General features: G+C 52.7%; 26 protein-coding genes and 4 tRNA genes. 9 read left to right on the forward strand and 21 right to left on the reverse strand.

The features are described from left to right. Positions 1 to 182: 182 nt before the first annotated feature. The 5 genes from CX650_RS08965 to orn all read right to left on the reverse strand — a co-directional run bounded on the left by CX650_RS08965 (position 183) and on the right by orn (position 1431). Positions 183 to 258, reverse strand: a tRNA-Gly gene (locus CX650_RS08965). A 121-nt stretch (positions 259 to 379) separates the two neighbouring features. Further along, a tRNA-Gly gene (locus CX650_RS08970) sits at positions 380 to 455 on the reverse strand. Positions 456 to 576: 121 nt separating this feature from the next. Beyond that, a tRNA-Gly gene (locus tag CX650_RS08975) sits at positions 577 to 652 on the reverse strand. 42 nt (positions 653 to 694) lie between these two features. Further along, positions 695 to 770: transfer RNA gene (locus CX650_RS08980), tRNA-Gly, on the reverse strand. Between the two features lie 115 nt (positions 771 to 885). Continuing rightward, positions 886 to 1431: an oligoribonuclease gene (gene orn / locus CX650_RS08985; protein WP_039034500.1), complete on the reverse strand. Its 546-nt coding sequence runs from the start codon at positions 1429 to 1431 to the stop codon at positions 886 to 888. A gap of 112 nt (positions 1432 to 1543) precedes the next feature. On the opposite strand from orn, the gene rsgA reads away from it, so the two are divergent. The 5 genes from rsgA to CX650_RS09010 all read left to right on the forward strand — a co-directional run bounded on the left by rsgA (position 1544) and on the right by CX650_RS09010 (position 8401). After that, positions 1544 to 2608: a small ribosomal subunit biogenesis GTPase RsgA gene (gene rsgA, locus CX650_RS08990; protein WP_101095617.1), complete on the forward strand. Its 1065-nt coding sequence runs from the start codon at positions 1544 to 1546 to the stop codon at positions 2606 to 2608. A gap of 31 nt (positions 2609 to 2639) precedes the next feature. Further along, complete coding sequence (asd, locus tag CX650_RS08995) at positions 2640 to 3503, forward strand: archaetidylserine decarboxylase (RefSeq protein WP_039034498.1); 864 nt, start codon at positions 2640 to 2642, stop codon at positions 3501 to 3503. Between the two features lie 2 nt (positions 3504 to 3505). After that, entirely contained in the window at positions 3506 to 4396 is an 891-nt protein-coding gene (locus tag CX650_RS09000; RefSeq protein ID WP_373297486.1) for a DMT family transporter, read from the forward strand. Positions 4397 to 4471: 75 nt separating this feature from the next. Next, positions 4472 to 7675 carry a mechanosensitive ion channel domain-containing protein gene (locus CX650_RS09005; protein WP_101095619.1) on the forward strand — a complete coding sequence of 1068 codons (3204 nt, stop codon included), beginning with the start codon at positions 4472 to 4474 and terminating at the stop codon, positions 7673 to 7675. Positions 7676 to 7681: 6 nt separating this feature from the next. After that, positions 7682 to 8401 carry a glycerophosphodiester phosphodiesterase gene (locus CX650_RS09010; RefSeq protein ID WP_101095620.1) on the forward strand — a complete coding sequence of 240 codons (720 nt, stop codon included), beginning with the start codon at positions 7682 to 7684 and terminating at the stop codon, positions 8399 to 8401. A gap of 32 nt (positions 8402 to 8433) precedes the next feature. On the opposite strand, the gene CX650_RS09015 is transcribed toward CX650_RS09010, so the two are convergent. Next, complete coding sequence (locus CX650_RS09015) at positions 8434 to 8766, reverse strand: DUF3392 domain-containing protein (protein ID WP_039034494.1); 333 nt, start codon at positions 8764 to 8766, stop codon at positions 8434 to 8436. A gap of 47 nt (positions 8767 to 8813) precedes the next feature. Between CX650_RS09015 and CX650_RS09020 the strand changes: the two genes are divergently transcribed. Further along, entirely contained in the window at positions 8814 to 9740 is a 927-nt protein-coding gene (locus CX650_RS09020) for a D-2-hydroxyacid dehydrogenase (protein ID WP_101095621.1), read from the forward strand. A gap of 292 nt (positions 9741 to 10032) precedes the next feature. Continuing rightward, positions 10033 to 10224 carry a bacterioferritin-associated ferredoxin gene (locus CX650_RS09025; RefSeq protein WP_025009364.1) on the forward strand — a complete coding sequence of 64 codons (192 nt, stop codon included), beginning with the start codon at positions 10033 to 10035 and terminating at the stop codon, positions 10222 to 10224. Between the two features lie 76 nt (positions 10225 to 10300). Here the strand turns inward: CX650_RS09025 and parC are convergent, their stop codons facing one another. The 7 genes from parC to nudF are packed head-to-tail and all read right to left on the reverse strand — an operon-like array spanning position 10301 to position 18238. Next, entirely contained in the window at positions 10301 to 12568 is a 2268-nt protein-coding gene (gene parC, locus CX650_RS09030; protein WP_039034492.1) for a DNA topoisomerase IV subunit A, read from the reverse strand. Next, on the reverse strand, positions 12568 to 13746 hold the full coding sequence (locus CX650_RS09035) for a PQQ-dependent sugar dehydrogenase (RefSeq protein ID WP_052248121.1): 1179 nt from the start codon (positions 13744 to 13746) through the stop codon (positions 12568 to 12570). The genes parC and CX650_RS09035 overlap by 1 nt, the downstream gene beginning before the upstream one ends. 44 nt (positions 13747 to 13790) lie before the next feature. After that, complete coding sequence (parE, locus tag CX650_RS09040; RefSeq protein ID WP_071476826.1) at positions 13791 to 15677, reverse strand: DNA topoisomerase IV subunit B; 1887 nt, start codon at positions 15675 to 15677, stop codon at positions 13791 to 13793. A 53-nt stretch (positions 15678 to 15730) separates the two neighbouring features. Next, a complete protein-coding gene (locus tag CX650_RS09045) occupies positions 15731 to 16306 on the reverse strand; it encodes a YqiA/YcfP family alpha/beta fold hydrolase (protein ID WP_101095622.1) in 576 nt (191 codons plus the stop codon). Positions 16307 to 16341: 35 nt separating this feature from the next. Next, the gene (gene cpdA / locus CX650_RS09050; RefSeq protein ID WP_101095623.1) at positions 16342 to 17181 is read right to left on the reverse strand and encodes a 3',5'-cyclic-AMP phosphodiesterase; all 840 of its coding nucleotides are present in this window, start codon (positions 17179 to 17181) and stop codon (positions 16342 to 16344) included. A 15-nt stretch (positions 17182 to 17196) separates the two neighbouring features. Then, the gene (locus tag CX650_RS09055) at positions 17197 to 17631 is read right to left on the reverse strand and encodes a DUF1249 domain-containing protein (RefSeq protein WP_101054941.1); all 435 of its coding nucleotides are present in this window, start codon (positions 17629 to 17631) and stop codon (positions 17197 to 17199) included. Beyond that, positions 17615 to 18238 (reverse strand): ADP-ribose diphosphatase, encoded by a 624-nt coding sequence (gene nudF, locus CX650_RS09060; protein WP_101054939.1) that lies wholly within the window; start codon positions 18236 to 18238, stop codon positions 17615 to 17617. Before nudF ends, CX650_RS09055 begins: the two co-directional genes overlap by 17 nt. 236 nt (positions 18239 to 18474) lie before the next feature. Here nudF and tolC point away from each other — a divergent pair, with 236 nt between their 5' ends. Next, positions 18475 to 19791 (forward strand): outer membrane channel protein TolC, encoded by a 1317-nt coding sequence (tolC, locus tag CX650_RS09065; RefSeq protein ID WP_101054937.1) that lies wholly within the window; start codon positions 18475 to 18477, stop codon positions 19789 to 19791. A gap of 73 nt (positions 19792 to 19864) precedes the next feature. Here the strand turns inward: tolC and CX650_RS09070 are convergent, their stop codons facing one another. From CX650_RS09070 to CX650_RS09080, 3 genes are read right to left on the reverse strand one after another with little or no spacing between them, the layout of a single operon-like run. Beyond that, positions 19865 to 20602, reverse strand: coding sequence for a TIGR04219 family outer membrane beta-barrel protein (locus CX650_RS09070; RefSeq protein WP_071476827.1), 738 nt, complete (start codon positions 20600 to 20602; stop codon positions 19865 to 19867). 3 nt (positions 20603 to 20605) lie between these two features. After that, positions 20606 to 21577: a DUF2333 family protein gene (locus CX650_RS09075; protein WP_101054933.1), complete on the reverse strand. Its 972-nt coding sequence runs from the start codon at positions 21575 to 21577 to the stop codon at positions 20606 to 20608. A 12-nt stretch (positions 21578 to 21589) separates the two neighbouring features. After that, positions 21590 to 22057: a copper chaperone PCu(A)C gene (locus CX650_RS09080; RefSeq protein ID WP_167388635.1), complete on the reverse strand. Its 468-nt coding sequence runs from the start codon at positions 22055 to 22057 to the stop codon at positions 21590 to 21592. A gap of 52 nt (positions 22058 to 22109) precedes the next feature. Here CX650_RS09080 and CX650_RS09085 point away from each other — a divergent pair, with 52 nt between their 5' ends. After that, positions 22110 to 22850, forward strand: a complete 741-nt coding sequence (locus CX650_RS09085; RefSeq protein ID WP_101054931.1) for an enoyl-CoA hydratase — start codon at positions 22110 to 22112, stop codon at positions 22848 to 22850. Positions 22851 to 22912: 62 nt separating this feature from the next. Here CX650_RS09085 and CX650_RS09090 read toward each other — a convergent pair whose 3' ends face one another. From CX650_RS09090 to CX650_RS09110, 5 genes are all read right to left on the reverse strand, one after another. Continuing rightward, positions 22913 to 23287, reverse strand: a complete 375-nt coding sequence (locus CX650_RS09090; protein ID WP_129585965.1) for a hypothetical protein — start codon at positions 23285 to 23287, stop codon at positions 22913 to 22915. Beyond that, entirely contained in the window at positions 23284 to 23478 is a 195-nt protein-coding gene (locus CX650_RS09095; protein ID WP_101095624.1) for a PspC domain-containing protein, read from the reverse strand. The genes CX650_RS09090 and CX650_RS09095 overlap by 4 nt, the downstream gene beginning before the upstream one ends. A gap of 127 nt (positions 23479 to 23605) precedes the next feature. Further along, complete coding sequence (locus CX650_RS09100; RefSeq protein ID WP_039034481.1) at positions 23606 to 23905, reverse strand: hypothetical protein; 300 nt, start codon at positions 23903 to 23905, stop codon at positions 23606 to 23608. A gap of 242 nt (positions 23906 to 24147) precedes the next feature. Next, positions 24148 to 25131 (reverse strand): tRNA dihydrouridine(20/20a) synthase DusA, encoded by a 984-nt coding sequence (dusA, locus tag CX650_RS09105; RefSeq protein WP_101095625.1) that lies wholly within the window; start codon positions 25129 to 25131, stop codon positions 24148 to 24150. Positions 25132 to 25264: 133 nt separating this feature from the next. Beyond that, positions 25265 to 25909 (reverse strand): response regulator transcription factor, encoded by a 645-nt coding sequence (locus CX650_RS09110; RefSeq protein ID WP_052248120.1) that lies wholly within the window; start codon positions 25907 to 25909, stop codon positions 25265 to 25267. Positions 25910 to 25925 lie beyond the last annotated feature (16 nt).

Consider the following 25925-nt stretch of genomic DNA (forward strand, 5'->3'; position numbering starts at 1 on the left):
GTTCGAACCGATGACCTGTACCTTGGCAAGGTACCGCTCTACCAACTGAGCTAATGTCGCATCGCTTGTTTGCTTCATCATCTGCGTTGACAATCAACAAAGGTACCGACCTTCTGTTTTGTCAACTGAGCTAATGTCGCATCACTTAAGTCCACATTTAAAGACCGTGAGCGTCTGGAATTTGGAGCGACATATCGGGTTCGAACCGATGACCTGTACCTTGGCAAGGTACCGCTCTACCAACTGAGCTAATGTCGCATCGCTTATTTGCTGCATCATCCGAGCTGATAATCAACAAAGGTACCGACTTCTGTTTTATCAACTGAGCTAATGTCGCATCACTTAAGTCCACATTTAAAGACAGTGGGTGTCTGGAATTTGGAGCGACATATCGGGTTCGAACCGATGACCTGTACCTTGGCAAGGTACCGCTCTACCAACTGAGCTAATGTCGCATCGCTTGTTTGCTGCATCATCCGAGCTGATAATCAACAAAGGTACCGACTTCTGTTTTATCAACTGAGCTAATGTCGCATCACTTAAGTCCACATTTAAAGACAGTGGGTGTCTGGAATTTGGAGCGACATATCGGGTTCGAACCGATGACCTGTACCTTGGCAAGGTACCGCTCTACCAACTGAGCTAATGTCGCATCACTTAAGTCCACATTTAAAGACAGTGGGTGTCTGGAATTTGGAGCGACATATCGGGTTCGAACCGATGACCTGTACCTTGGCAAGGTACCGCTCTACCAACTGAGCTAATGTCGCATTTCCACTTACTTTAACCGTTCACACTGGTTACCACCAGCGAAAAGGTGAGGCCGCATTATATGGAAATTTCCATCTGCTGCAACCCCCTAAAACAGATTTATCGTCCGATCGCTCAAATTTTAAATACTCGCTCACGATAGAACTTCAGCTCGGCGATCGACTCTTGAATATCCATCAACGCCTGATGAGTATTTTGCTTTTTGAAATCCTTCATAATTTCAGGCTGCCAACGCTTAGTCAGTTCCTTCACCGTACTGACATCGATATTGCGGTAATGGAAGTACTCTTCCAGCTCACGCATATACTTGTTCAGAAAGCGTCTGTCCTGACCAACACTGTTGCCGCACATGGGAGACACGCCTTTAGGCACATACTTACTCAAAAAGGCAATAGTCTCAGCTATGGCGTCAGCCTCTGTGTGTTTGGAGGCCTTCACCCGCTCAATCAACCCGGAAGCGCCGTGATGCTGTTGATTCCAATCATCCATGGCGGCCAACACTTCATCACTCTGATGAATGGCTATCACTGGCCCTTCACCGATAATGTTCAGCTCCTTGTCTGTAACCAAGGTTGCTATTTCCAATACTCTATCGGTTTCAGGCTCCAGCCCGGACATCTCGAGATCGATCCAAATCAGGTTATTTTCATCCGCAACCATAGCTCAGCCCACCGTTCCAGTTCGCCTAAATTCAGGCTTTTTTATTTAAGACCGTGTATCATACTGCTTTTTGCCAAGACACAAAATCACCTTATACCGCGAAGAGCTGCCTGTGAGTAAAAAGAAACCATTGAGCCATGGCCAACTGCGCCGTATGAAAGCCAATCACCAGAAGCGTCTGCAACGTGGGAAAAACGCTGCTGAGGCTGCTCCTGAAATACAAGATAGCTCACTCGGCCCCGAACTGGAGGCCACGGTTATTTCCCGTTTCGGCCAGCATGCCGATATTGAAACCCATGATGGCCAACTGGTTCGTTGTAATCTTCGCCGCACCATAGGCAGCCTGGTTACCGGCGATAAAGTGGTGGTACGTCTGGCGACCGACCCACAAACTACCGTCGCAGGAGTGGTTGAAGCCGTCCACCCACGCAGCTCGTCACTGACCCGGCCTGATCTCTATGATGGCGTTAAAGTTATTGCCGCCAATATAGATCAAATTTTCATAGTTTCATCTGTACTGCCCAGCTTTACCACCCAGATTATTGACCGCTACCTGGTGGCGGCAGAAGACACAGAGATCCCGCCGGTGATCATTCTCAACAAGGTCGACTTGCTGGATGAGACTCAGACTGTTGAAGTGGAAACCGCCCTGGCCCGCTACCGTGCTATCGGCTACCCGGTCTATAAAGTCAGCAGTAAAACTGCTGAAGGGATAGAACAACTGAAAACCCTGTTGCAAGGCAAAACCAGTGTATTCGCCGGGCAATCCGGGGTAGGTAAATCATCTCTTATCAATGCCCTGCTACCGCAGGCGCAGTTGCAAACCGGGGAAATATCGGAAAATTCAGGCCTGGGTCAACACACCACCACCACGGCGAAACTACTTCACCTGCCCAGCGGTGGCGATCTGATTGATTCCCCCGGGGTTCGCGAATTTGCCCTCTGGCACTTACCTGCCGACCGTGTCGGCTGGTGCTTCGTGGAGTTCCGGGATTTTCTCGGCGGCTGTAAATTCCGCGACTGCAAACATCTGGACGATCCCGGCTGCGCATTGCGTAAAGCGGTAGAGGAAGGCAAAATTGCCGAAGACAGATTCAACAATTATCACAGAATTATCTCCAGTCTGGATGAACAGCGTCACGCCCGCCACTTCCGCGCCGGCATGGACGACATTTAAGCTGGCAAAGCCCATTTGAAGGAAGCAAAAATTGGATAAAGTGAAGATTGCACTGCAGTACATGCTGCCCAAACACCTGTTGTCCCGCCTGGTAGGGAAACTGGCAGCGGCCGAAGCCGGCAAGCTGACTACCTGGGCTATTCGCTGGTTTATCAAACAGTACAAGATAGATATGTCAGAAGCGGCCCAAAGCGAGCCTGAAGCTTACAAGAGCTTCAACGCTTTTTTCACCCGCGCCCTGAAAGACGGCGCACGCCCTCTGTATCAGGACTCAGAATATATAGTGCACCCGGTCGATGGCGCCGTGAGTCAGTGTGGTCCCATTGAAGACGGCCGTATTTTTCAGGCCAAAGGCCACCACTATTCGGCTCTGACCCTGCTGGGGAATCAAGCCAAAGACGCCGAACGCTTCGAAGACGGTGACTTTGCCACCATCTACCTGGCTCCCAAGGACTATCACAGAATCCATATGCCCATCAAAGGCACGCTGTCAAAAATGACTTATGTGCCCGGCGAACTCTTCTCAGTCAACCCGTTGACCGCCCGCAATGTACCCGGACTGTTTGCCCGTAACGAGCGAGTGGTCGCCATATTCGAAACCGAGATTGGCCCCCTGGCAATGGTATTGGTCGGCGCCACCATAGTGGCCAGCATAGAAACCGTTTGGGCCGGTACTGTCACGCCGCCGACAGGCAAGCGCGTGTTTACCTGGGAATACCCCACCACAGGGCCGGATGCCATCACATTGGAGAAAGGTGCCGAGATGGGCCGCTTCAAATTGGGCAGTACCGTGGTCATGCTGTTTGCCAAGGACGCCCTGGATGAATTTGCCGATGGTGTTGAGCCAGGTGCCGTAACCCGTATGGGTACACCTTTTGCCAAAATAGAGGACTGAACTTGTCTGCCAAGGGGCAAGCACGTACAGGCCTGACAGAACTTCATCTGGCGGTACTCCTGTTCGGAGGAACCGCCCTGTTCTCCCGGCTTATCCCCTTAAGCGCCCTCGATATCACTCTGCTGCGCTGCATTATCGCCGCCATCGTTCTGGCGCTGCTGGTTAAACTCAGCCGTCAGCGCCTGCGCTTGCTGCGCGGCAAAGATTACCTTGTTGCCCTGTTGCTTGGGGTGATCGTCAGCCTCCATTGGGTGACCTACTTTGCGGCGATGCAACTCTCCTCTGTCGCCATCGGCATGATAGCCTTTTTCACCTATCCCGTGATGACAGTGCTGGTCGAACCCTGGTTTACCGGCAGTCGCTTACACCTTAGAGATCTTATCAGCGGTTTGGCAGTACTGCTGGGGGTGATTCTGCTGATCCCCGAGCCGTCATTGGGCAACGATGTTACCCTTGGGATCCTGGTCGGCATTGTTTCCGCCATCTTGTTCACCGCCCGCAACCTATTGCACAAACGCCACTTCACCGCCTACAGCGGCCAGCAGGCGATGTTTTACCAAACCGCGGTGGCAGTGCTGGTGTTGGCCCCTTGGCACAGTCTTGATGCCGGAGACATCAGCAACCAAACCTGGGGATTACTGCTGCTTTTGGGAGTCGTCTTTACCGCGGCGCCCCATGCCTTGTTTACCTCGGCACTCAGATACTTGAGCGCCAAAACTGTCGGTTTAGTCTCCTGCTTGCAACCCTTCTATGGCGCCATGCTCGCTTGGTTGCTGCTGGATGAGTCGCTGACGCTAACAACCGCTATCGGCGGTACTCTGGTGGTGGCAACCGCCTTGTTTGAAACATCACAGAGTCACAAATCACAAGCCCCGAAAAAGAACCTTGGCTGACATATCAAAACCCGCTTAACTTAGCTAATATGAGCTGTCGATTCACTCTTTGTATTTAACTCTTTGAATTTAACTATGGTTCGAGCCTGCATTCTGCTGTTTTGTCTTTTTATCGCCTCTGCCCAGGCCAACTCGCCACTGGGGTTGGATAAACGTCTGGGTCTTAACCAACAAAACACTGAAACCCTGTCGCAGGAGCAACAACTGGCGCAGTTGGAAAAAAGCATTCAACAACTTGCCGACACCAACCGCAGTTATCAGGAACTGCAACTTAATTTCGAGAGCCGACGCCAGCATCTTTATGATCTGCTGCAGGAAGCCGCCGCACCACTTAAGCCCGAACGCCATCAGGATCTGGATCAGCAGGCCTCCATGGCCTATCTGCGCCTTTCCGAACTGAAAGAGAGTGAAACCAGCCTCAGTCAGGCCAACAGCGCCATGCTCAAGCGCCACAGCGAATTACCTGCCGAAATAGTAAAAATCAGACAGGCCCTGCTGCAACAGCAAAAGAGTCAGGCGGTGGCCGGTGACAATGCCGCCAAAGAGCTGCAACAGGCACAGTTGTTATTGCTGGAGCAACAGCTCACCACTCTGGAAAGCGAACTGGCGGTCAGCCAACAAAAGCGCGAACTGCATCAGTTACAACTGCAACTGGTACGCAAGCAGTTGCAGCAACAAGAGCTGCTTATCGAACAGCTTAACCGCGCCATTACCGATGCCAGGCAGCAGCAGGTCAATGCCACACTGGCCGAAACTCTTAATGCCGAGGCTGATGGCCGCGATCGCCTGACCACAGAGCTGAGTCTGGCCAACCAAAAGTATGGTCAGCAGTTACAGCAATTGACTGAGCAGACGGCACAGACCATTGCCCTGCAGGAGCAGGCGGAGAAGCAGGATCAGTCCCACAGCAAGCAACTGGACAACATCAAAGAGCAGATCAGCTGGGTCAAGATGAACCCGGTTTTCGGTGAGCGCTTTTTGCAGATCCTGCAGTCACTGCCAAAGCCCCCCAACCAAGAACACCTGCAAACCCAGATAGCCGATGCCAGACTCAATCGCTATCAGATTGAGCAGCAATTTGCCGCCAATGAGCAACTGCTAACGACCCAAGCCTACAACAATGAATCTCAGTTACGACTGCTTGAATCGCAACAGGCCTTGCTGAGTCAGTTATTGAAAGGCTATGACACCTACCTCAGTGAACTAGCCAAGCTCAAAAGCAAGTATGAGCTGCTCACCGACAGTTATCAGAGACTCAAGTCCACCCTCAATGAACACCTGTTCTGGGTACCCAATGCCTACAGCATCAGCAAGCTGTGGCTGACGGATCTGCAGCGCTCCAGTCTCTGGCTCTGGCAACAAACCGACCTGCCTGAGATAAAGCAGGGGCTGACCGAACTGAGTCCATACTGGTCCTGGTGGATCATCCTGGCGGTGTTGTGTCTGGTAGCACAGGATATTCTCACCCCCAGATTCAAGACCATGATGCGCGAATGTGAGGCGCCGGTCGGCAAGGTGACCCAGGATAAGTTCATCTACACCATCCAAGCGCTGCTAATCAGCGCCGGTTACAGCTTGTTCAAACCCTTTCCCATAGTGGCGGCCGGCTTGATTATGCTGCAGTCCGACAGTAACCCCATTCAAGCCATAGGTATGGGCGTGCTGGCTATAGGCAGCCTGTACCAGCTCTATCGCTTCATCTATCTACTGGCACTGGACAAAGGCCTGCTTATAGGCCATTTCAAACGGCCACAAGAGGTGATCCGCCAGGGCCAGCAGCGTTTTCGCCGCTTTATTATCATGACCATGCCCTTGGTGGGCGTCATGGGCTTTACCGAAATTCTCGACTCATCTCTGGTGCGCAACAGCATAGGCCGCGGCGCCTTTATTCTGTTCTGTATCATGCTGTTTATGCTCTATCGGGACGTACTGACTCTGTCCCGTCGCTATCGTGAAAGCCATCTGGACGACAAGAATAAGCGTCTGCTGCAAAAGCTATTGTGGCTACTGTTGTTGCTGGTGCCGCCACTGAGCGCCGTGTTGGCATTCAGAGGCTACTACTTCACCGCCTTCCAGATGCTGCTGCAGCTGCAGCTTTCTTTACTGCTGGGACTCGGCTTTCTGTTGCTGTACCAGTTGCTGAAACGCTGGATGTTGATTGAAAGGCGCCGCATCGCCTTCGATCGCGCCAAGGCCCGCCGGGCCGAGCGTCTGGCGCAGCGGGAAAAAGGTGATACCTCATCAAGCAACAACGATCATCAGGACACCTATGAAGAGCCGGTTGTCGATTTGGAAACCATGTCCAGCCAATCACTGGGGTTAGTGAGATCCCTGCTGCTGCTGGCGTTTCTCGCCTGCCTGGTCGGCCTGTGGACCCAAACTCATACCGCCCTATTCAGCTTCCTTGATGGCATTACTCTTTGGACTACAACGACTACCGGAATAGGCGGAGTCGAGCAACCGCTACCCATCACCATGAAATCACTGGTATTTGGCGCTATCGTGGTCGGCTTTTCCATGATGATAGCCACCAACCTGCCCGGCCTGTTGGAGCTGACTATACTGCAAAAACTGGATCTCTCCCCGGGAACCGGCTTTGCCATCACCACTGTGACCCGTTACCTGGTGGTCTTTATCGGTATTGTCATCGGCTTTGCCACCCTGGGGATGGAGTGGTCCAAGCTGCAATGGTTAATTGCAGCGCTGACTCTGGGTCTTGGTTTTGGTCTGCAGGAGATCTTCGCCAACTTTATCTCGGGCCTTATCATACTGTTTGAAAAGCCGGTGCGGATCGGCGATACCGTCACTATTCGCGACCTTACAGGTACGGTATCCAAGATCAAAATCCGCGCGACCACCATCATAGATTGGGACAGAAAAGAAATTATCATCCCCAACAAGGCCTTTATCACAGAGCAGCTAATTAACTGGTCGCTGTCGGATCCCATTACCCGGGTGATCATCTATGTTTCGGTCGCCAGGGATTCAGATCCCGCTAGAGTGGAGGCCGCGCTCTACCAGGCGGTGAAAGAGTGTGAGAACGCACTGGAGACCCCAGAACCGGAAGTCTGGTTCGCCGGTTTCGGCAAGCACACTCAAGACTATGAAGTCAGGGCTTACGCCAAAGATATGTCTTCCCGCTGGCCGCTGCGCCACGATCTGCACAAGCGGATCAGCAAGAAGCTCAAGGAGAACCAGCTGGAGCTGGCCTACCCTCAGCTCGAAGTGCATATCAGCAACACGCACAACAAAGACACCAGCGGTATTATCAGAGGTTAATCGCAGATGTTGATTTTCGCACACCGTGGCGCCAGTGGTTATGCGCCGGAAAACACCCTTAAGGCGATGGCGCTGGCACTAGAGCTTGGTTGTGATGCAGTTGAGCTGGACGTGCACCACGCCGATGGTGAGCTCTGGGTGTTTCATGACCGCCGTTTGAGTCCCAAGAGCGACGGCAAAGGGCTGCTCGCGCAGCAAAGCAGCAGCTATCTAAGACAGCTGAGGGTCGAGGGAGAGCCTATCCCTACCCTGCGCCAGGTACTTGAGCTTATCGAGGGGCGCATGACGGTCAACATAGAGCTCAAGGGAGTGGGTTGCGTCGAGCCTTTTATCCAGCAATACCCGCAGCTACTGCAACTCGGATATCAGCCAGAGCAACTACTGGTGTCTTCATTCAATCATCTCTGGCTCAAACAGGTAAAACAGCAGTTGCCCGACGTACCGGTAGCGCCACTGCTCGAGGGGATAGCGCTCAACCAAGCCGCCGTGGTCAGTGAGCTCAAAGCCTGGTCACTGCATCTGGATATCAGCTTTATCAACCGTGAACTGGTAGCCGATGCTCATCAGCGCGGCGCCAAAGTGTATGTCTATACCGTAGATGATGCCGATGATATCAGGGCGCTGGCGGCGCTGGGGGTAGATGGAATTTTTGCCAACTATCCAGACAAAGCCGCCGCCGCATTGACTCAGGAGTCACAAACCGACTACCGCCACTGGTTTGAGTGAGCAGTCGTTTGAATGATCTCTGGTTAGATTGTTCAACTCTGGTTGTTGCGCTGGGCCCAGCCGCCGACAAAAATAAAAGTGCCACTGACCAAGAGTAAAGTCCACAGCGCCGGTAGGTGCGCCAGCTGCCTGGCGAGCCAGGGGCTAAGAGCCACTATCAGCATGCCGTAACCAAAGGCGTTGACCAGAATAAAGATCAGCGTGCGCAGTACAAAATTGCGTGCCCCGAGCTTACGGCGCAGAAAACGGTTGAAGTCGGCACCGAACACCAAAATGACGCAGGCAACCATGGCGGTAGCTATCTCATTGAGCCAGGGATAGAGCTGACTGCCCAGCTGGGTCAGTAGTTGCGTAACTGAATCCATTAAAATATAAATCCATAAAAATAACGAAAACAACAAGGACTGATACTATGGCATACAAGCTGCTGTTACTCACCCGGGAAAATGCTGAATATCGACAGTTGTTGTCAGAAAAATCACTTCCTGGCCTCACTATTCTGGGCGATGACCCGGCCAATATCACCAGTGCCGATATCTGGCTGGCCGAGCCGGCTCTGGCCCAACCGCTGCTGAGTCACGGCAAGAATCTCAGCTGGTTGCAATCAACCTTCGCCGGTGTCGATAAACTGCTTGGCGCTAAAACCAGGAAAGACTACCTGCTGACCAATGTGAAGGGGATCTTCGGCCCCTTGATGAGTGAATATGTGTTCGGTTATCTGCTCGCCGAAGTTCGCCAACATGCGCTGTATCATCACCAGCAGCAGGAGAAATACTGGCACCCAGGTCCTCTGGCCACCTTGCAGGGGATGAAGATGCTGATCCTGGGCACAGGTTCCATCGGCGAGCACCTGGCCGCCAGCGCCAAACACTTCAAAATGCAGGTCTGGGGCATGAACCGCAGCCAAAGGGCCGTCGCGGGCTTTGATTGCATCATCAGCCCGGCCCAGCTCGATGAGCTTTTGCCCCAGGCCGATGTGGTTGTCAACACTCTGCCGAGCACTCAGGAAAGCCGAGGTTTGCTGAGCAAAGAAAGACTGGCACTACTCAAAGACAGCGCGATACTGTTCAACATAGGCCGCGGCGACGCCCTAGATCTCGATGCCCTGGTGGTCGAACTCGGCCGCAGAAACCGGCTTAAAGCCGTGCTGGATGTGTTTGCCCAGGAGCCGCTGTCACCGCTGCATCCCATCTGGGATCGCCCCAATGCGGTAATCACTCCCCATATTTCAGCGCCCAGCTTCCCGTCTCAGGTGGTCGATATCTTCGCCCGCAACTATCACCACTATCTCAATGCTGAATCACTGGAGAACCTGGTGTACTTCGACAGAGGTTACTAATCCTTCCTCTAGCGCGCCCATTCCTCCGGGCGCGGTGCTATTTGCTGACTAAAGACCTAAGGAAGTTCTTGCAAAGGACTAGAGCCATTTGCTGCGAACCACGCCTTGCATCCAAGCCCGCAAGCCGACGCAGAGCACACATGAGACTTGTTCGCACCTTCCCTAATAACCAACTAAAGGGTGATCTACCCTAAAATATATCCAAGCGTTATTAGTATTGATAACAGTTTTCATTTAGAATTGCGTATTGAAAAATAACGTCCACTTACCAGCAGTAACCGGAGCCCGATAAATGTACGTTTGTCTGTGTCATGCAATTACGGATACCCAGATAAAGCAGGCAGTCAGCCAGGGAGATGTTAGCCTCAGCGAGGTGAAAAAACGCCTCGGGGTGGGTGATCAATGCGGTAAGTGTGTACGGATGGCGACGCAAATCATCCAAAATCAGCTGGATCTTGAGCCCAATTATTACGAAGTCGCCTGATATATCAGGTAAAAAACAAAAGCCGCATCATGATGCGGCTTTTGTGGTTTTTGGGCCGGGCTACTTTTGGGTCGGGCTACAGCGCCGGTTCCTCCACACTGACTTCAACACTGTCGACTCTTTGCAACCCTCTAGGCAGCTTGGCACCGCGGCGGCCACGCTCACCACGATAATGCTCCAGATCGCTGCTCTTTAGTGTCAGCTTACGCTTGCCGGCCCAAAGGGTGACATTGGCGCCTTCCGGCACCAAGTAAAGGTGAGTCACCAACTCTTCACGGTTTTTCGCCCGCTCCGATGGGATGCCGATGATCTTATTGCCCTTGCCCTTGGCCAACTGCGGTAGTGCCTCCATGGAGAACATCAGCATCCGCCCTTCATTGGTGATGGCCAGAATCGAACTGGGTCTGGACTTGTCCAGTTTACGTGGCGTCAAAGCCTTGGCATTGGTCGGCAGCGTCAGCAAAGCCTTACCCGCCTTGTTGCGCGACACCATGTCCTTAAAGGCGCAGATAAAGCCGTAACCGGCATCACTCGCCAGCAGGAAGCAGTTATCATCATCCCCGAGCAATACGTGCTCCATGCTCTCCCCCGGGGCCAGATTGAATCTGGTGGTAATAGGTTCCCCTTGGCTGCGGGCCGAAGGCAGAGTATGGGTATCCGTGGCGAAGGCACGCCCGGCGCTGTCAATAAACACAGATTGCTGGTTGCTGCGTCCGGCCGCGGCGCAGAGGAAGCTGTCACCTGCCTTGTAGGACAACCCGGCGGCGTCGATATCATGCCCCTTGGCACAGCGTACCCAACCCTTTTCAGATAGCACCACAGTCACGGGCTCGGTTGGCACCAACTCCTGCTCCGACAAGGCTCTTGATTCGCTTCTCACCACCAGTGGCGAGCGGCGGTCATCACCATAGGTTTCCGCATCTGCCTGCAACTCTTTCTTGATCAAGGTCTTCAGGCGACGTTCCGAACTGAGCAGCAGTTGCAGCTTTTCCCGCTCGGCTTCGAGCTCATCCTGCTCACCACGGATCTTCATCTCTTCCAGCTTGGCCAGATGGCGCAGCTTGAGCTCCAGAATCGCTTCGGCTTGCTTGTCTGTCAGCCCAAAGCGGCGCATCAGTTCGGCCTTGGGTTCATCGTGAAAGCGGATGATCTCTATCACTTCATCGATATTGAGGAAGGCAATCATCAAGGCTTCAAGAATATGCAACCTGGCCAGTACTTTATCCAGACGGAATTCCAGACGGCGGCGCACTGTATGAATTCGAAACTCCAGCCACTCACTCAAGAGTTGCTTGAGGCCCTTAACCTGGGGCCGACCATCGAGACCGAGCACATTGAGGTTGACCCTATAACTCTTTTCCAGATCTGTGGTGGCAAACAGGTGCGCCATCATCTGTTCGATATCGACCCGGTTGGATCTCGGCACTATTACCAAGCGCACCGGACTTTCATGGTCCGATTCATCGCGCAAGTCTGTCACCATGGGCAACTTCTTGGCCTGCATCTGCGCCGCCAACTGCTCGAGGATCTTGCTGGAGCTGGCCTGGTGCGGCAAAGCCGTTATTACCACTTCACCGTTTTCCACTGTGTAAACCGCACGGGCCTTGATTGATCCGCGGCCCGACTCATAGACCTTGGCAATTTCGGCGCTCGGGGTAATGATTTCGGCCGCTGTCGGATAATCGGGCCCTGGCACCAATTCCATCAGCCGCGGCAGATCAGCCTTAGGATTATCCAGCAGCTCGATACAGGCGCTGGCGAGCTCGCGGGCGTTATGGGGTGGGATATCCGTCGCCATACCCACAGCGATACCGGTAATACCGTTGAGCAAAATATGCGGCAGTCTGGCCGGCAGTACCAAGGGCTCTTTCAGGGTGCCGTCAAAGTTGACGCCCCAGTCCACTGTACCTTGACCAAGTTCGCTGAGCAGCACCTCGGAAAACTTGGATAACCTGGCTTCGGTATAACGCATGGCCGCAAACGACTTGGGATCGTCCGGTGCCCCCCAGTTACCCTGACCATCCACCAAGGGATAGCGATAGGTAAAGGGCTGCGCCATCAGTACCATAGCTTCGTAACAGGCGCTGTCGCCGTGCGGGTGATACTTACCCAGCACGTCACCCACGGTACGGGCCGACTTCTTGTATTTGGCCGCCGCCGATAATCCCAGCTCGCTCATGGCGTAGACAATTCGCCGTTGCACCGGCTTAAGGCCATCGCCGATATGCGGCAAGGCCCGATCCATGATCACATACATGGAATAGTTGAGATACGCCTCTTCGGTGAAGCGCCTGAGCGGCATCTGCTCCACGCCATCCAGGCTCAAGGCTATCGCATCACTCATTATTTATTTTCCTGTTCAGGTGCCGGCGCATAGTCCGACTCAGATTCAGCATCTTCTGCACCAGTGTCTTTGTAGTACAGGCGGTAGATGTTTCCCTTCAGATCATCCGAAATATAGACGGCGCCATCCGGGGCCATCGCCAGTGAATGGGGTCTGGCCACCGGAAACTCACCATCGAGAAAACTCACCAGGGTGCGGCGATTGCTCACCTGGCGGCCATCGGTTTCCAGCACCACTATCTGATAGCCCACCTTGCTGGAACGGTTCCAGGAGCCGTTCTCTGCCAATAAAATCCGGTTATGGTATTCAGCGGGAAACTGGTTTCCGCGATAAAACAGCATCCCCATAGGGGATACATGGGCCGGCAGTTCATAGACTGGCTTGGTGATATTCAGGCTCTTGGGTTCTTCATAGGCAGGTTCCTGGACATCTTTGCCATGTACATAAGGGAAACCATAATGCGCCCCGGCAACGTCAACCCGGTTGATTTCATCAGGAGGCAGATTATCCCCCATCCAATCACGGCTCATATCGGCAAACCAAAGGCGGTTATCCAGTGGCGACCAGTCAAAACCTATGACATTACGTATTCCGAGTGCTATCTGCTGACTCCCGCCCGAGTCTACATTCACGGCAATGATGCTGCCAAAAGGGGCGCTGGGCTCACACACATTACAAGGGGCGCTGATAGCAATATAGAGCCTGCCATCCGGACCAAAGCGCATGGCTCTGGCACTCTTTCTGCCATTGCCCGGCAGTTGATCATAGACTTCCCGAGCGCGCGGAGGACGTCTGAGCCTAGGTTCAATATCCTGGTACACCACCACTCTATCTTCCAGGGCAACATAAAGGTCACCCTTGTGAAAAGCCAAGGCTTCCGGGTAATCCAAGCCCTTGGCTATCAGATAACGTTTATCGACCCGGCCATCATGGTTACTGTCGACCAAAGCGTGAATCGTACCGCTCTTGTGAGAACCGACAAACAGAGTGCCTTCATCTCCTACTGCCATCTGTTTGGCATCGCCAACATCTGTAGCATAAAGAGAAACACCAAAGCCTTTAGTCACGGTAATGATCATCGACTGAGATGCATGGGCCGCTGCGCTCAGCAACACAGCTCCCAACAGGAGCAAGCCTCCACCGGCCGCGATACCGATTCTGTTATTCAGGTTCATCATATCCTTGCCTTTAAATTTTATAGTTATTGGCACATCAAGGGCGATTACAGCTGAGCAAGGTCTCCCTTGGTTTCCAGCCACGACTTGCGATCACCCGAACGCTTTTTGGCCAGCAACATGTCCATCAATGCCACCGTCTCGTCGACATCGTCTATCGTCAGCTGCACCAATCTACGGGTGTTGGGATCCATGGTCGTTTCCCTCAGTTGCAGTGGGTTCATCTCACCCAGACCTTTAAAGCGGGTGACCTGCACTTTACCTTTCTTGTTGTCTGCGGCAATCCGGTCAAGAATGCCTTGCTTTTCAGGCTCATCCAAAGCGTAAAACACTTCTTTACCTATATCGATACGGAACAGTGGCGGCATGGCGATATACACATGCCCCTTTTCAACCAAGGTGCGATAGTGCTTCAGAAACAGCGCGCACAGCAAGGTCGCTATGTGCAAACCGTCTGAGTCGGCATCGGCGAGAATACAGATCTTGCCGTACCTGAGTTCGGAAATATCGTCGCTGTCGGGATCGCAGCCTATAGCCACTGAGATATCGTGCACTTCCTGAGAGGCCAGCACCTGGCTCGCTTCCACTTCCCAGGTGTTGAGGATCTTACCCCGCAGCGGCATGATCGCCTGAAATTCTCTGTCTCTGGCCTGTTTGGCACTGCCACCGGCCGAGTCCCCTTCCACCAGAAATAACTCGGAACGCGCCGGGTCCTGGCCGGTACAGTCGGTCAGTTTACCGGGCAGAGCAGGGCCGGAAGTGACCTTCTTGCGGGCAACTTTCTTCGCCGCCCTGAGACGCTTCTGGGCGTTATTGATGCACATTTCGGCCAGCAGTTCGGCCTGATCTGTGTTGCTGTTGAGCCAGAGGCTGAAGGCATCACGCACCACACCCGACACAAATGCAGAGCACTGGCGGCTGGAGAGTTTCTCCTTGGTCTGACCGGCAAATTGCGGATCTTGCATCTTCACCGACAGAATAAAACTGGCCTTATCCCAGATATCTTCCGGGCTAAGCTTAATTCCTCTTGGGATCAGGTTGCGAAACTCACAGAATTCACGCATCGACTCGAGCAGTCCCTGACGGAAACCGTTCACATGGGTACCACCAAGCGGCGTTGGGATCAGGTTAACATAGCTTTCGCTGATACTGTCTCCGCCCTCGGGCAGCCAGGTAATGGCCCAGTCGGCGGCTTCCAAATTGGTTTTGATACTACCAACAAAAGGCTCCTGCGGCAGAGCCGGTGCCTCTTTAAGGGAGTCTTTCAGATAGTCGGTCAGACCCTCTTCATAAAACCACTCATGGACCTCAGCGTTTTGTTTGTTGGTGAAACGAATTCTGAGCCCGGGGCAGAGCACCGCCTTGGCCCGCAACAGGTAAGTCAGCTTGGTGACCGAAAAGTTGGGCGAATCAAAATAGCTGGGCTCAGGCCAGAATTGCACCCGGGTGCCGGTATTGCGGCGCCCGCAGGTACCGGTTTCCCTGAGGCTCTCGACCTTATCGCCATGCTCGAAGGCCATTTCATAGACTTTGGCATCGCGGCGCACAGTGATCTCGACTCTTCGAGAAAGAGCGTTGACCACAGAGATCCCCACCCCGTGCAAACCACCGGAAAATTGATAGTTTTTGTTGGAAAACTTACCACCGGCGTGCAATTTGGTCAGGATCAGCTCGACCCCGGGGATCCCCTCCTCAGGGTGAATATCCACCGGCATACCACGGCCATCGTCTGTGACTTCAAGGGAGTTGTCTGTGTGCAACACCACATCGATTCGAGTTGCAAACCCGGCCAAGGCCTCATCGACACTGTTATCTATGACTTCCTGACCCATATGGTTGGGTCGAGTGGTATCGGTATACATGCCGGGACGGCGTTTTACCGGATCCAGTCCGTTCAGTACTTCAATGGCATCGGAGGTGTATTGATTGGTCATAGCGCACACTGTCTTTTATGTTCAGGCCATGGTGGGCCGCGAGGATCTGATTGTCAAGATAAGTGTAAAAAACGGCAGACTGAGCCCAGCTTGTCGCCGTAACCCACAAAACTATGGTTTCCACCGCTTTCCAGCAGCATCTCACAGCAGTGATATTTGCCCAGAGCCTGGCGATAATCCAGTACCTCATCGGCAGGCTGTAATAATACAAAAAAACGATCCGGATTGAGAATGACCGGCGTATCAAATTCAATCAGCTGTAGCTGATGCTCCGGCAATAATTGATAGTGTTCATCGGTATAGGGGTTGTACTGTGCCCCCAAATAATCACCAAAGAGCTCAAAAGGGCGCACCGCCGGGTTTATCAGTACCGCCTTGCCGCCATAACGCTCTGCCAACCAAGAGGCAAAATAACCGCCGAGGGATGATCCGATAAACGCCAGTGGCTCGCCGCTGGCCTTGGCGGCTTCGGTCAACTGAATCAGTAGTTCCATCGCCACCTTGGGCGAAGTGGGTAGTTGTGGCTGTTCCAGTCGCACACCGGGAAAGTGTTGTTCAATATAGGTACGGGTAAGCACAGCCTTGTCAGACAAAGGAGAACTGTTGAAACCGTGAATATAGAGCAGCATAGTTCCTCACAAGGGGCCACTGCTCCAAAGCAAACTCAGTAGCCGCTGGCCTCAGCATCCGGTGCGAAGCGTTCGCCCGGGATCCGATAAACATTGGTGAGCATGCTACCATCTGGCTTGAGCTCCAGTAAACGGTAGCCTGGCTGTAGTGCATCCAGCGCAAAATAGGAAGACAAGGGTTTGAATTGAATACAGGTCGATGGTGTCGCCATCAAGGAAAGCTTGTGACCTTCCCCCTGATATTCAGTATCCAGTTGCTGATGAACATGACCCCAGAGCATGCCCTTTATCTGAGGGTAACGCCCCATTTCTTTGAGGAACTGGGCGCCGTTGTCCATGCAATGTTGATCCAACCAGGTGCAGTCCACCAACACAGGGTTATGGTGCATCACCAACAGCACATGCCTGTCAGGTTCGGCGGCGATGGCACTACGGATGATCTCAATTTCGCTTTCGGCCATATGACCACCGGGTTTTCCCCGCACTGTAGAGTCCAGCAGGATAATCTGCCAACTCCCGGCCAACACCCGCCTGTGACCATAGACACGCTCGCCCTGCATATGTAGATACATGATCCTGGGGTCATCATGGTTGCCCGGCAAATAATGGCAAGGCAAATTCAGCGGTTTGATGGCTTCAACAAAGTTACGGTATGACTCACCGGAATAATCCTGACTGATGTCACCACTGGCCAGCAGCATGTCAGCGGGATACTTGACGGCCTGGATAGTATTGATAACGGCGTTGAGACTGTTGGCGGTATTGACGCCAAGAAGCTGTCCTTCAGGTTCGGCAAACAGGTGAGGATCTGTGATCTGCACCAAACGAACACTCTTGTCCTCAGGAATACCGTATGTGATTGCCTCTTTCAGCACATTGATTACCCAATCTCAGGACTGACAAACGAGGCGCGCCTGACAGTCTATTTTCAATAACTCCTCCAGGAAGGCGTTTACCTGGTACTTTTCATCGCGGTGATACATGCGTAAGTTCGGATAATCATACACCGGCCGCAATTGGTAAATCTGTCGGCTGCTTAACACTTCTGCTAATTTAGCATCATGATAAATCCGCACGGTAACTTTGGGGACAGGCACCAATCCGCCCTTCCCCACATGACGGGAAATACTCACCAGCTGGGTATAGCGGGTATTCTCCAGCAGCTCGACATCCAGGCAACCGAAATCACCTTCTACCTGCCAGCTTTCACCCACTTCACCTTGCTCCGGCAACCAGCGTTGAATATGACCGTAGTTGCGACCACACAAAGCTAAAAAGCGGCTGACATCCGGCTGGTATTTCTTGTCACTATCTCTCTTGTTCATCGGCCTGCAGTAAATCTTGATAATTGAGCTGCAACCATTGCAGCCCGAGTACGGTTGAAGCGTTGTCGATTTCGCCACTGAGCACTTTGGCATAAGCATCAACGCGGGAAAGCACATGCAGCCGAATATCTTCATGCTCTTCGGCCAAGCCGTGCAGCCCGTTTGCTTTGGATGAATCTACCTCAGCCCAATAGAAGTAGAAACGCTCACTACAACCTCCGGGGCTGGAAAGATAGCTGCTTACGGCCGAAATTGCACTGGAGTTGAGTCCGGTTTCTTCCAAAAGTTCCCGTTTGGCGACATCCTCGGCCACTTCGCCGGGGGCAATCATACCCGCCACCAACTCCAGCAGCCAAGGGGATTCACTGGTTTCCAATGCAGGGAATCGCACCTGCTCTATCAGCACCACTTTGTCTTCTTGCGGATCGTAGGGCAAAACCACTACGGCGTGACCCCGCTCAAATACCTCGCGACTCACTTCCTCACTCCAGCCCCCGGCAAACAGCCGATGACGGAAACGATATTCCTCCATCCGGAAAAAGCCACGGTATAGCGTGCGCTGCCCCAGCACCTGAACATCCTCTTTGGTGAATTTTTCTACTGCCATTTTCACTCCGCTTTAGCTATAAAAGATGCAATTTCAACCCACCCGGCACCATTTACCAATAAAATCTGTTACACTTCCGAATTGACTTGAAAACGGTTGATTTTTTAGTATCAAAACCATTAAGTTTTGCTGTATCGGGAAGCGTCGGGAAGCGCAAACCGCCTTTATCAAAGGCATTAACAGTCTAACGAAGTTGAAACCGCCCGTCACAGGGTGTTTGTCTATAAGGACAGCCAATGAAATTCAAGATCCGCACTTTATGCGCGGCGTTAACGCTCGCAGTTTCTGCCCCGGCCGTTCAAGCCGACGATTTACTTCAGATATATCAGCAGGCATTAACCAATGATCCAGTGGTGCTCCAGGCCAAGGCCCAAAGAGACCAGTTGTATGAAAAAATTGAAGAAAGTCGTGCGCCTCTGCTGCCGACTATCAGTGCCAATGTTGGTTATGACAAAGCCTGGAACGATCCTTCTGATGACACCAGTGGCCTGACAGGTGCAATCAAGCTTAACCAGGTCATCTATAATCATTCTGCCTGGGTCGGTTTAAGCCTGGCGGAGAAAGCCGCATCACAGGCCGACGCCGTCTATGCTTCAGCTCTGCAAACACTGATCACCCGGGTAACAACCGCTTACTTTGACGTGTTGGCCGCCAAGGATAATTACGAGTTCAAAGGCGCCGAGAAGCGTGCCATTGAGCGGCAGTTGGAGCAAACCAAACAGCGCTTTGCTGTTGGTCTAACAGCCATTACCGATGTCCATGAAGCACAGGCTCAGTATGACCTGGCGACCGCAGCCGAAATCCTGGCCGAGAACGAGTTGATCAACAGCTATGAAGCCCTGCGTGAAATCACCGGCATAGATCACAAGAGCATCGACATTCTGGATACAGACCGTTTCTCTGCGGCCAGCCCAACTCCAGCCATGCCAAACGATTGGCTTAAAATGGCCGAGACCAACAGTGTCGATCTGCTGACCCAGCGTATCGGTAAAGATATCGCTCAGGAAACCATCAGCCTCTATAAAGCCGGCCATATGCCGTCTCTGAGCCTGAATGCCGGTTATACCAAGGGCCTGGAGCAAGAAATCGGCAGTCAGAATCAACCTGACTTCGATAACGGTACCGTAGGCGTTAACCTGAGCGTGCCTATCTTTGAAGGTTTCAAAGTCAGCTCTCAGGTGAAACAAGCGCAATATGCCTATGTTGAAGCCAGTCAGAGATTGGAGCAGACCTACCGCCAGGTAGTCAAAAATGTTCGCAACAACTTCAACAATGTTGGTGCTTCTATCAGCTCTATCAAAGCCTATGAGCAGTCAGTGCTCTCTTCCGAAAGTGCATTGAAAGCCACTCAAGCCGGTTTTGAAGTAGGTACCCGTACCATAGTTGACGTGCTGAACCGTACCCGGGATCTGTATGATTCCAAACGCCAGCTGTCCAACGCCCGTTACGGCTATATCAAGTCGATATTGGCACTGAAGCAGGCCACAGGCACCCTGAATGAAGATGACGTCATCTCAATCAATAACGGCCTGACAACTCCTGCACAGCAATAAGCTGGAGCTCAGCCAATAAAAAAACCGCCAGCTGGCGGTTTTTTTTATTGTGACTTATCAACGGATAACGGAATTAGAACACCAGTTCCACACCGGCAAAGAAGCCGTCAAACTGCATATTACTGCTCATGCCGTTGAAGCCGTTTACGTCAAATTTAAAGTCGCGATAGCCGGCACGCACCCGAGTATCCAGCGCCACACCATCAAACTCCCAGCCTAGGCCTACTTGGTAGTCATAAACACTGGACTCATTGATACCGGCCAACACATCGGCAAAGGCGTACAGGCCGAAGAAAGGCAGGCCCACCTCGGCATTGGCATAACCCATGACCACACCGCTGTCGATATCACGCTCTTCCGGATGCCCCTTGTCAGCCACCCGGAAAGAACCATCCATCAACTTATAGGCACCACCTACATCCAGAGCAACCAGGTCATTGTCCAGTAGCTCATAGTAGAGGATAAAGTCTGTGTTGCTCAGGTCAGCCGTGGCGTAAACATCACCGCTGAAGCTGTGGCCGTTGAAGTTGAAGTTGGCATTGCTCATCGCGCCATCTTCTTTCAGGCGGTTTTCGCGGATCTTCAGGTTGGGCAGCAGTGGCACAGGGTGCTCAACGCTGAACCAAAGGCTGTACTGGGCGGAAGAGTCATAGTTGAACTCCTGCTGCGGCTGGCCTTTCTCGGCGAAAGTACCGCTGGCATCTCCTTTCCAGTAATCGGCGCCTACCTTAAAGCCTACGACTGTTGCTGCCTGGGCGGAGGTCGCCATCAAAGAAGCCAGCAAGGCTGTCGCCAATAAAGTCTTTTTCATAAATTAACCCTGTGAAAGCAAGTTGGTTAAATCAATCACCGCGGCATTGGCGCGGGACACATAGTTGGCCATCACCAAGGAATGGTTGGCCACCAAACCGAATCCGGAACCGTTGAGGATCATTGGGCTCCAGACTGTTTGCTGAGTCGCTTCCAGTTCACGGATGATCTGTTTGAGACTCACTTCGGCATTCTTTTTCTTCAGTACGTCAGCAAAGTCGACTTCTACCGCCTTCATGAAATTCAGCAAAGCCCAGGCAGAGCCTCTGGATTCATAGAAAACATCGTCTATTTGCCACCAGCTGGTCTTAATCTGCTGACTCGCCAGGTTGGGGGTCGACTGACGGGCGGCACTGTCGCCGGCAAGATCGGTATTCAACCTCTCCTGACCCACACTGGCTGCCAGACGCTGTGACATGCTGCCCAAACGCTTCTGCACCTCTTTCAACCATTCATTGAGGTTATCGGCGCGAGCATAAAACTGAGCATCCGGGTTATTGGGATCCATCATCCGCGCCCGGTAAACCTTCAATAGCTTGATGGCATCACGATATTCGCTCTCGGCACTGGGCACCAGCCAACTGGTATGCTCGATATTCAGCTTGGAGTGTGCTTCCAGCAGATCTTTATCGGCTGTGGACTGTGACTGAGAACGGCTGAATTCTTTACGCATGATCAAGGCAAGATCCCGCACCTGTTCCAAGGCGCCGAATTCAAACGCCGGCATGTTGTCCATCATCACAGAAGGCGGCATCATGTCGTTGGACAACCAACCTCCTTGCTTATCCAGCAAGGTCTCCATGGTATTTATCAGCGCGCTGGTGGTGGCATAACCTGTTATCTTTTCGCCTTTTTCCGATGTCATCACCTCAGGGGTCAATACATCGGGTTCAATACTCCACCAAACACTGATGCCGTATGCGATAACGAACACTATGGCCGCAGCACCGACACCTTTTTTCCATGTCATTTGCATCCCGGGTTCTCCTTAATGATGGTGATGATGATGCTCTTGGGCTGCAGGAGCATCATGGGGGGATTTTACTTCGAGTTCGATATTGAGGGTTTCACCATTGGCAAAACTCAGTGTCATAGGCACTTTTTGCCCCAACTGCAACGGCGCCTTGAGGCCCATAATCATAATGTGATCGCCACTGCTTTGCAGCGTCAACTGACCATGCTCAGGCAGCGGGAAAGCCGCCACATGGCGCATTTTAACCAGGCCATCTTCTTCGATCAGGGTATGCAGCATGGCTTCACGGGCCGCAGGGGTGCTGGCAGAAACCAGCTCAGTCGCCGCGCCATGGTTGCTGAGTGTCAGATACGCCGCCGTATTGGGAACAGAAGCGGGCATGGCCCGGATATATCCTTGTTCGAGCATTATGTTCGAGGCGAAGGCGCTGGCACTGATACCGGCCAGCAAGATAACTTTAAACAGTTGTTTGAATATCGCCATCTATGTCTTAAACTCCATGTAAAACCCATTTCGTCAGTAAAGGAAACAACGAATGAGCACGATTCAGGTTCAGGATGAGCAGGGTGTACGTATCATACGTTTTAACCGCCCGGATAAACGTAACGCCCTCGATCTCGATATGTATAAGCAGCTTACAGAATACCTGATCCAGGGGGAAGCGGACAACGAGATCCGCGCCTTTCTGCTGACAGGCAGTGAAAACTGCTTTACTTCAGGCAATGATGTGGCTGATTTTCTCAAGCAGCCGGATCTGGGGCCCAACCACCCTGCAGTGCGATTTCTCTTTTGCCTGCTGGAGCTGAAAAAGCCCTTGGTCGCCGCTGTCAGCGGAGCCGCTGTCGGGATCGGCACCACGCTATTGCTGCATTGTGACCTGGTCTATGCCGATAATACAGCCCAGTTCCGCTTGCCCTTTATCGACCTGGCACTGGTGCCTGAAGCCGGCTCCAGCCTGCTACTGCCTGAATTGGTCGGCTATCAAAAGGCCTCTGAGCTGCTGTTGCTGGGCGAGAGTTTCGATGCCGAAACGGCGCTGGATCTCAAACTCATCAACCGCATGTTGAGTCCGGTGGAACTCTTACCTTATGCGCTGGAAAAGGCCAAAGCCTTGGCTTCCAAGCCACCTCAGGCGCTGCAACTCACCAGACAACTTATGCGGCCACACAAGAGCCGGGTACAACACCAGATGCATCAGGAGTTGGAACTCTTCGGCCAGCGTCTGCAGAGCGATGAAGCCAAAGCGGTTTTCCGCCAGTTTCTCAACAAAGGTTAAATCATCGAAGCTGAATCCAATGTTGCTGCGACTGGGCTGACATCAAGCCAGTTGCAGCAACACTACTCCTGCCATTGACTGGACTTGCCTATTCCCCATACTGCCAATGCCAAAACCAGCACCGGCCAAATCATTGCAAAGCCGCTGATAAACATCAGTAATGCCGCAGCAACACAAAGTACGCACACCACTGCCAACACACTGAAAGTCATTGCGGCCCACACCAATGCCAACATCGCGGTTATCAGGGTCAACACCCAGCTCCAATTTTCGGCATCCAGCCATAAAAACGGGCTACCCCAGATCCCCACTGACATAAACTCGCGGCTGAGCAGAGAGACCATAAGGATCAGCGCGCCGACTATGCTCCACACCAGTAACTGAGACAGCAACCTATATCTTCTGTGCTTGTTTCGACTCTTGTTATACATACTCATTTCACCCACTTGGGCCACAACAGTGCCAGGGCAAAGTAAGCCGTCACTCCGAGCAATGGGTGCATCAGAGTGATGACTGCGGCAACAATGCGGGTCCAGAATACCGACCAGCCAAAACGCTCGGCCATATCGCGGCATAGGCCACAGACGATGGAAGAATTTCCCTTGAGTGTGCGTTCCAAATCAAACATAACTGACTCCGATTATCTCGTTAACTGTATCTGCCGGGCACCGCAGGCTAACAACGCCATCAGGGTGTAACCAAGCAACGGCAGAAACATCAGTAGTGCCAAAGTGCTATTTATCCACATAGGCACCTCAATCCTTGGCTTGGGTCAGAACACTGGTCTCCACGGGTAACTCGGTGATCTGACTCAGGGTTTCTTGAGTCATCTCGTCGCTCAGTTGGGCCACGCTACGCTCCAGTTCCTGTTGCAGAGAGGCCAGCATTTCGCGCTTGGCACTGAGCAACATGGTCTGAGCCTGCTGACTCAGGTTCTGTTCAACAGCACTGAAGATAGGTTGGGTAGGCAGTACATCGGCCTGGGCTGAAACACTGGCTGAAGCCATAACAACGCCAAGAAACAGAGATTGAATAGTCAGGTTGGAAGTTTTCATGCTTGTCATCCCTTTCTGGTTAAGCTGAACGGGTCAGCGGTCAAGATGACTAATTCAAAGGGCGTGCCAACTGGGAAAAGTTTCGATTAAGGATATGATATTAAATGAAATAAAAATAAAAACGGCCAATCATTAACACAGAATGACTGACCGTGACAGCACAAAAATACAGCAATTTCCTATCTGTTGGTAAAAAGCACTATCACCATAGCGATTTTCACCACTCGGGTATTACAGCAAGGTCAAACCCCGCTGTGCATCATTTCACGGGCCTTAAGCAGCACTTCTATGCCGGCACCCGGCTTGTGGGCATTCTCGCTCAGATGACGGCGCCAACTGCGAGAGCCGGGGATCCCCTGATACAGGCCTGTCATGTGTCTGCTGATATGATTCAAGCGGCCACCCGACTGCAAATGAGCTTCCACATAGGGCAACATGGCATCCACCACCTGATCGCGACTCATAACCTGGCTATCGAGGCCAAAGATCTTCTGATCCACCTCGGCCAGCAGATAGGGATTTTGGTAGGCTTCGCGCCCCACCATCACCCCATCCAGCAGGGCCAGATGAGCATGCATCTCTTCAAAGCTCTTGATACCACCATTGATGCTGATATGCAGGCCGGGAAAATCCTGCTTCAATTGATAAACCCTGGGATAATCCAATGGCGGGATCTCACGGTTTTCCTTGGGACTAAGCCCCTGCAACCAGGCCTTGCGGGCATGAACGATAAAAGTATCGCAGCCGGCAGCACTCACCTTGGTAATGAAGTCACAAAGAAATTCGTAGGAATCCTTATCGTCTATGCCGATACGGGTCTTGACCGTCACAGGGATATCCACCTTCTGGCGCATGGCATCGACGCAATGGGCCACCAGCTCGGGTTCTTCCATCAAACAAGCGCCAAAGCGGCCGTTCTGTACTCTATCCGAAGGGCACCCCACATTGAGGTTAACTTCGTCATACCCCCTTTGCCGGGCGATTTCGGCGCAGCGGGCCAGATCCTCAACATTGGAGCCACCCAATTGCAATGCCAACGGATGCTCTTCCTGGTTATAAGCCAGATAATCGCCCTTGCCATGCAGTATCGCGCCTGTGGTCACCATCTCAGTGTAGAGCAGAGTCTGACTCGACATCAGCCGGGCAAAGTAACGATAATGGCGGTCCGTCCAATCCAACATGGGGGCAATGGAAAAACGGCGGTTGGCATCGATAGGGCTTGGCATTCACAGATCCGGTACGCAAAAAATGGGCCGCTATTTTACCCTCTGCGGCCATAAAACGACAGCCGCAGATAAATCCCGCTCATAAACCCGAATCAAAGGTCATTCTTTTGCCGCCGAAGACTTTTGACCCGAGTTACTCAAACTCTGTCTCTATCCCGGCATAAATCAACAACATTTCAGCCAGCGAGCTCACCTGCATGCCCTTCATCAGGTTGGATCTGTGGATCTCCACTGTGCGCATGGCGATGCAGAGTTCGTCGGCTATCTGCTGGTTCTTATAGCCCTTGGCGATGAGATGCAATATCTCTTTCTCCCTCGGAGTCAGCGCCTGGTAGATGCCTTGCAGCTTTCGGCGCTTGGCGATTTCGGCAGAGTGACTCAGCGCCTTGGTGACCGCCTCGGCCAGGCGAGCGCCATCGGCGGGTTTTTGAAAAAAGTCCACCGCGCCGGATTTAAGTGCATCCACCGCCAGCGGCACGTCGCCATGGCCGGTGAGAAAGATCACCGCCAGCGGGCTATTACGCTCGTTGAGCAGTTGCTGCAGCTGCGCCCCACTGAGCCCTGGCATACGCATATCGAGGATCAGGCAGCCGGGCAGATCCAACAGCTGCGCCTTGAGAAAATGCTCGGCATCTTCAAAGGCCTGCACCTCAAAACCATAGCCTTCCAGCATAAACCCCAACGAGCGCCGCACCGAATCATCGTCATCCACCAGATAGACTGACTGACGCTTGTCATCGGTTGGTGAACTGTTTTGGGCCGCAAATTGTCCCGGCATTTTTCTTTCTCCTTGG

The sequence above is a fragment of the Shewanella indica genome (assembly GCF_002836975.1).
Taxonomy (GTDB): domain Bacteria; phylum Pseudomonadota; class Gammaproteobacteria; order Enterobacterales; family Shewanellaceae; genus Shewanella; species Shewanella indica.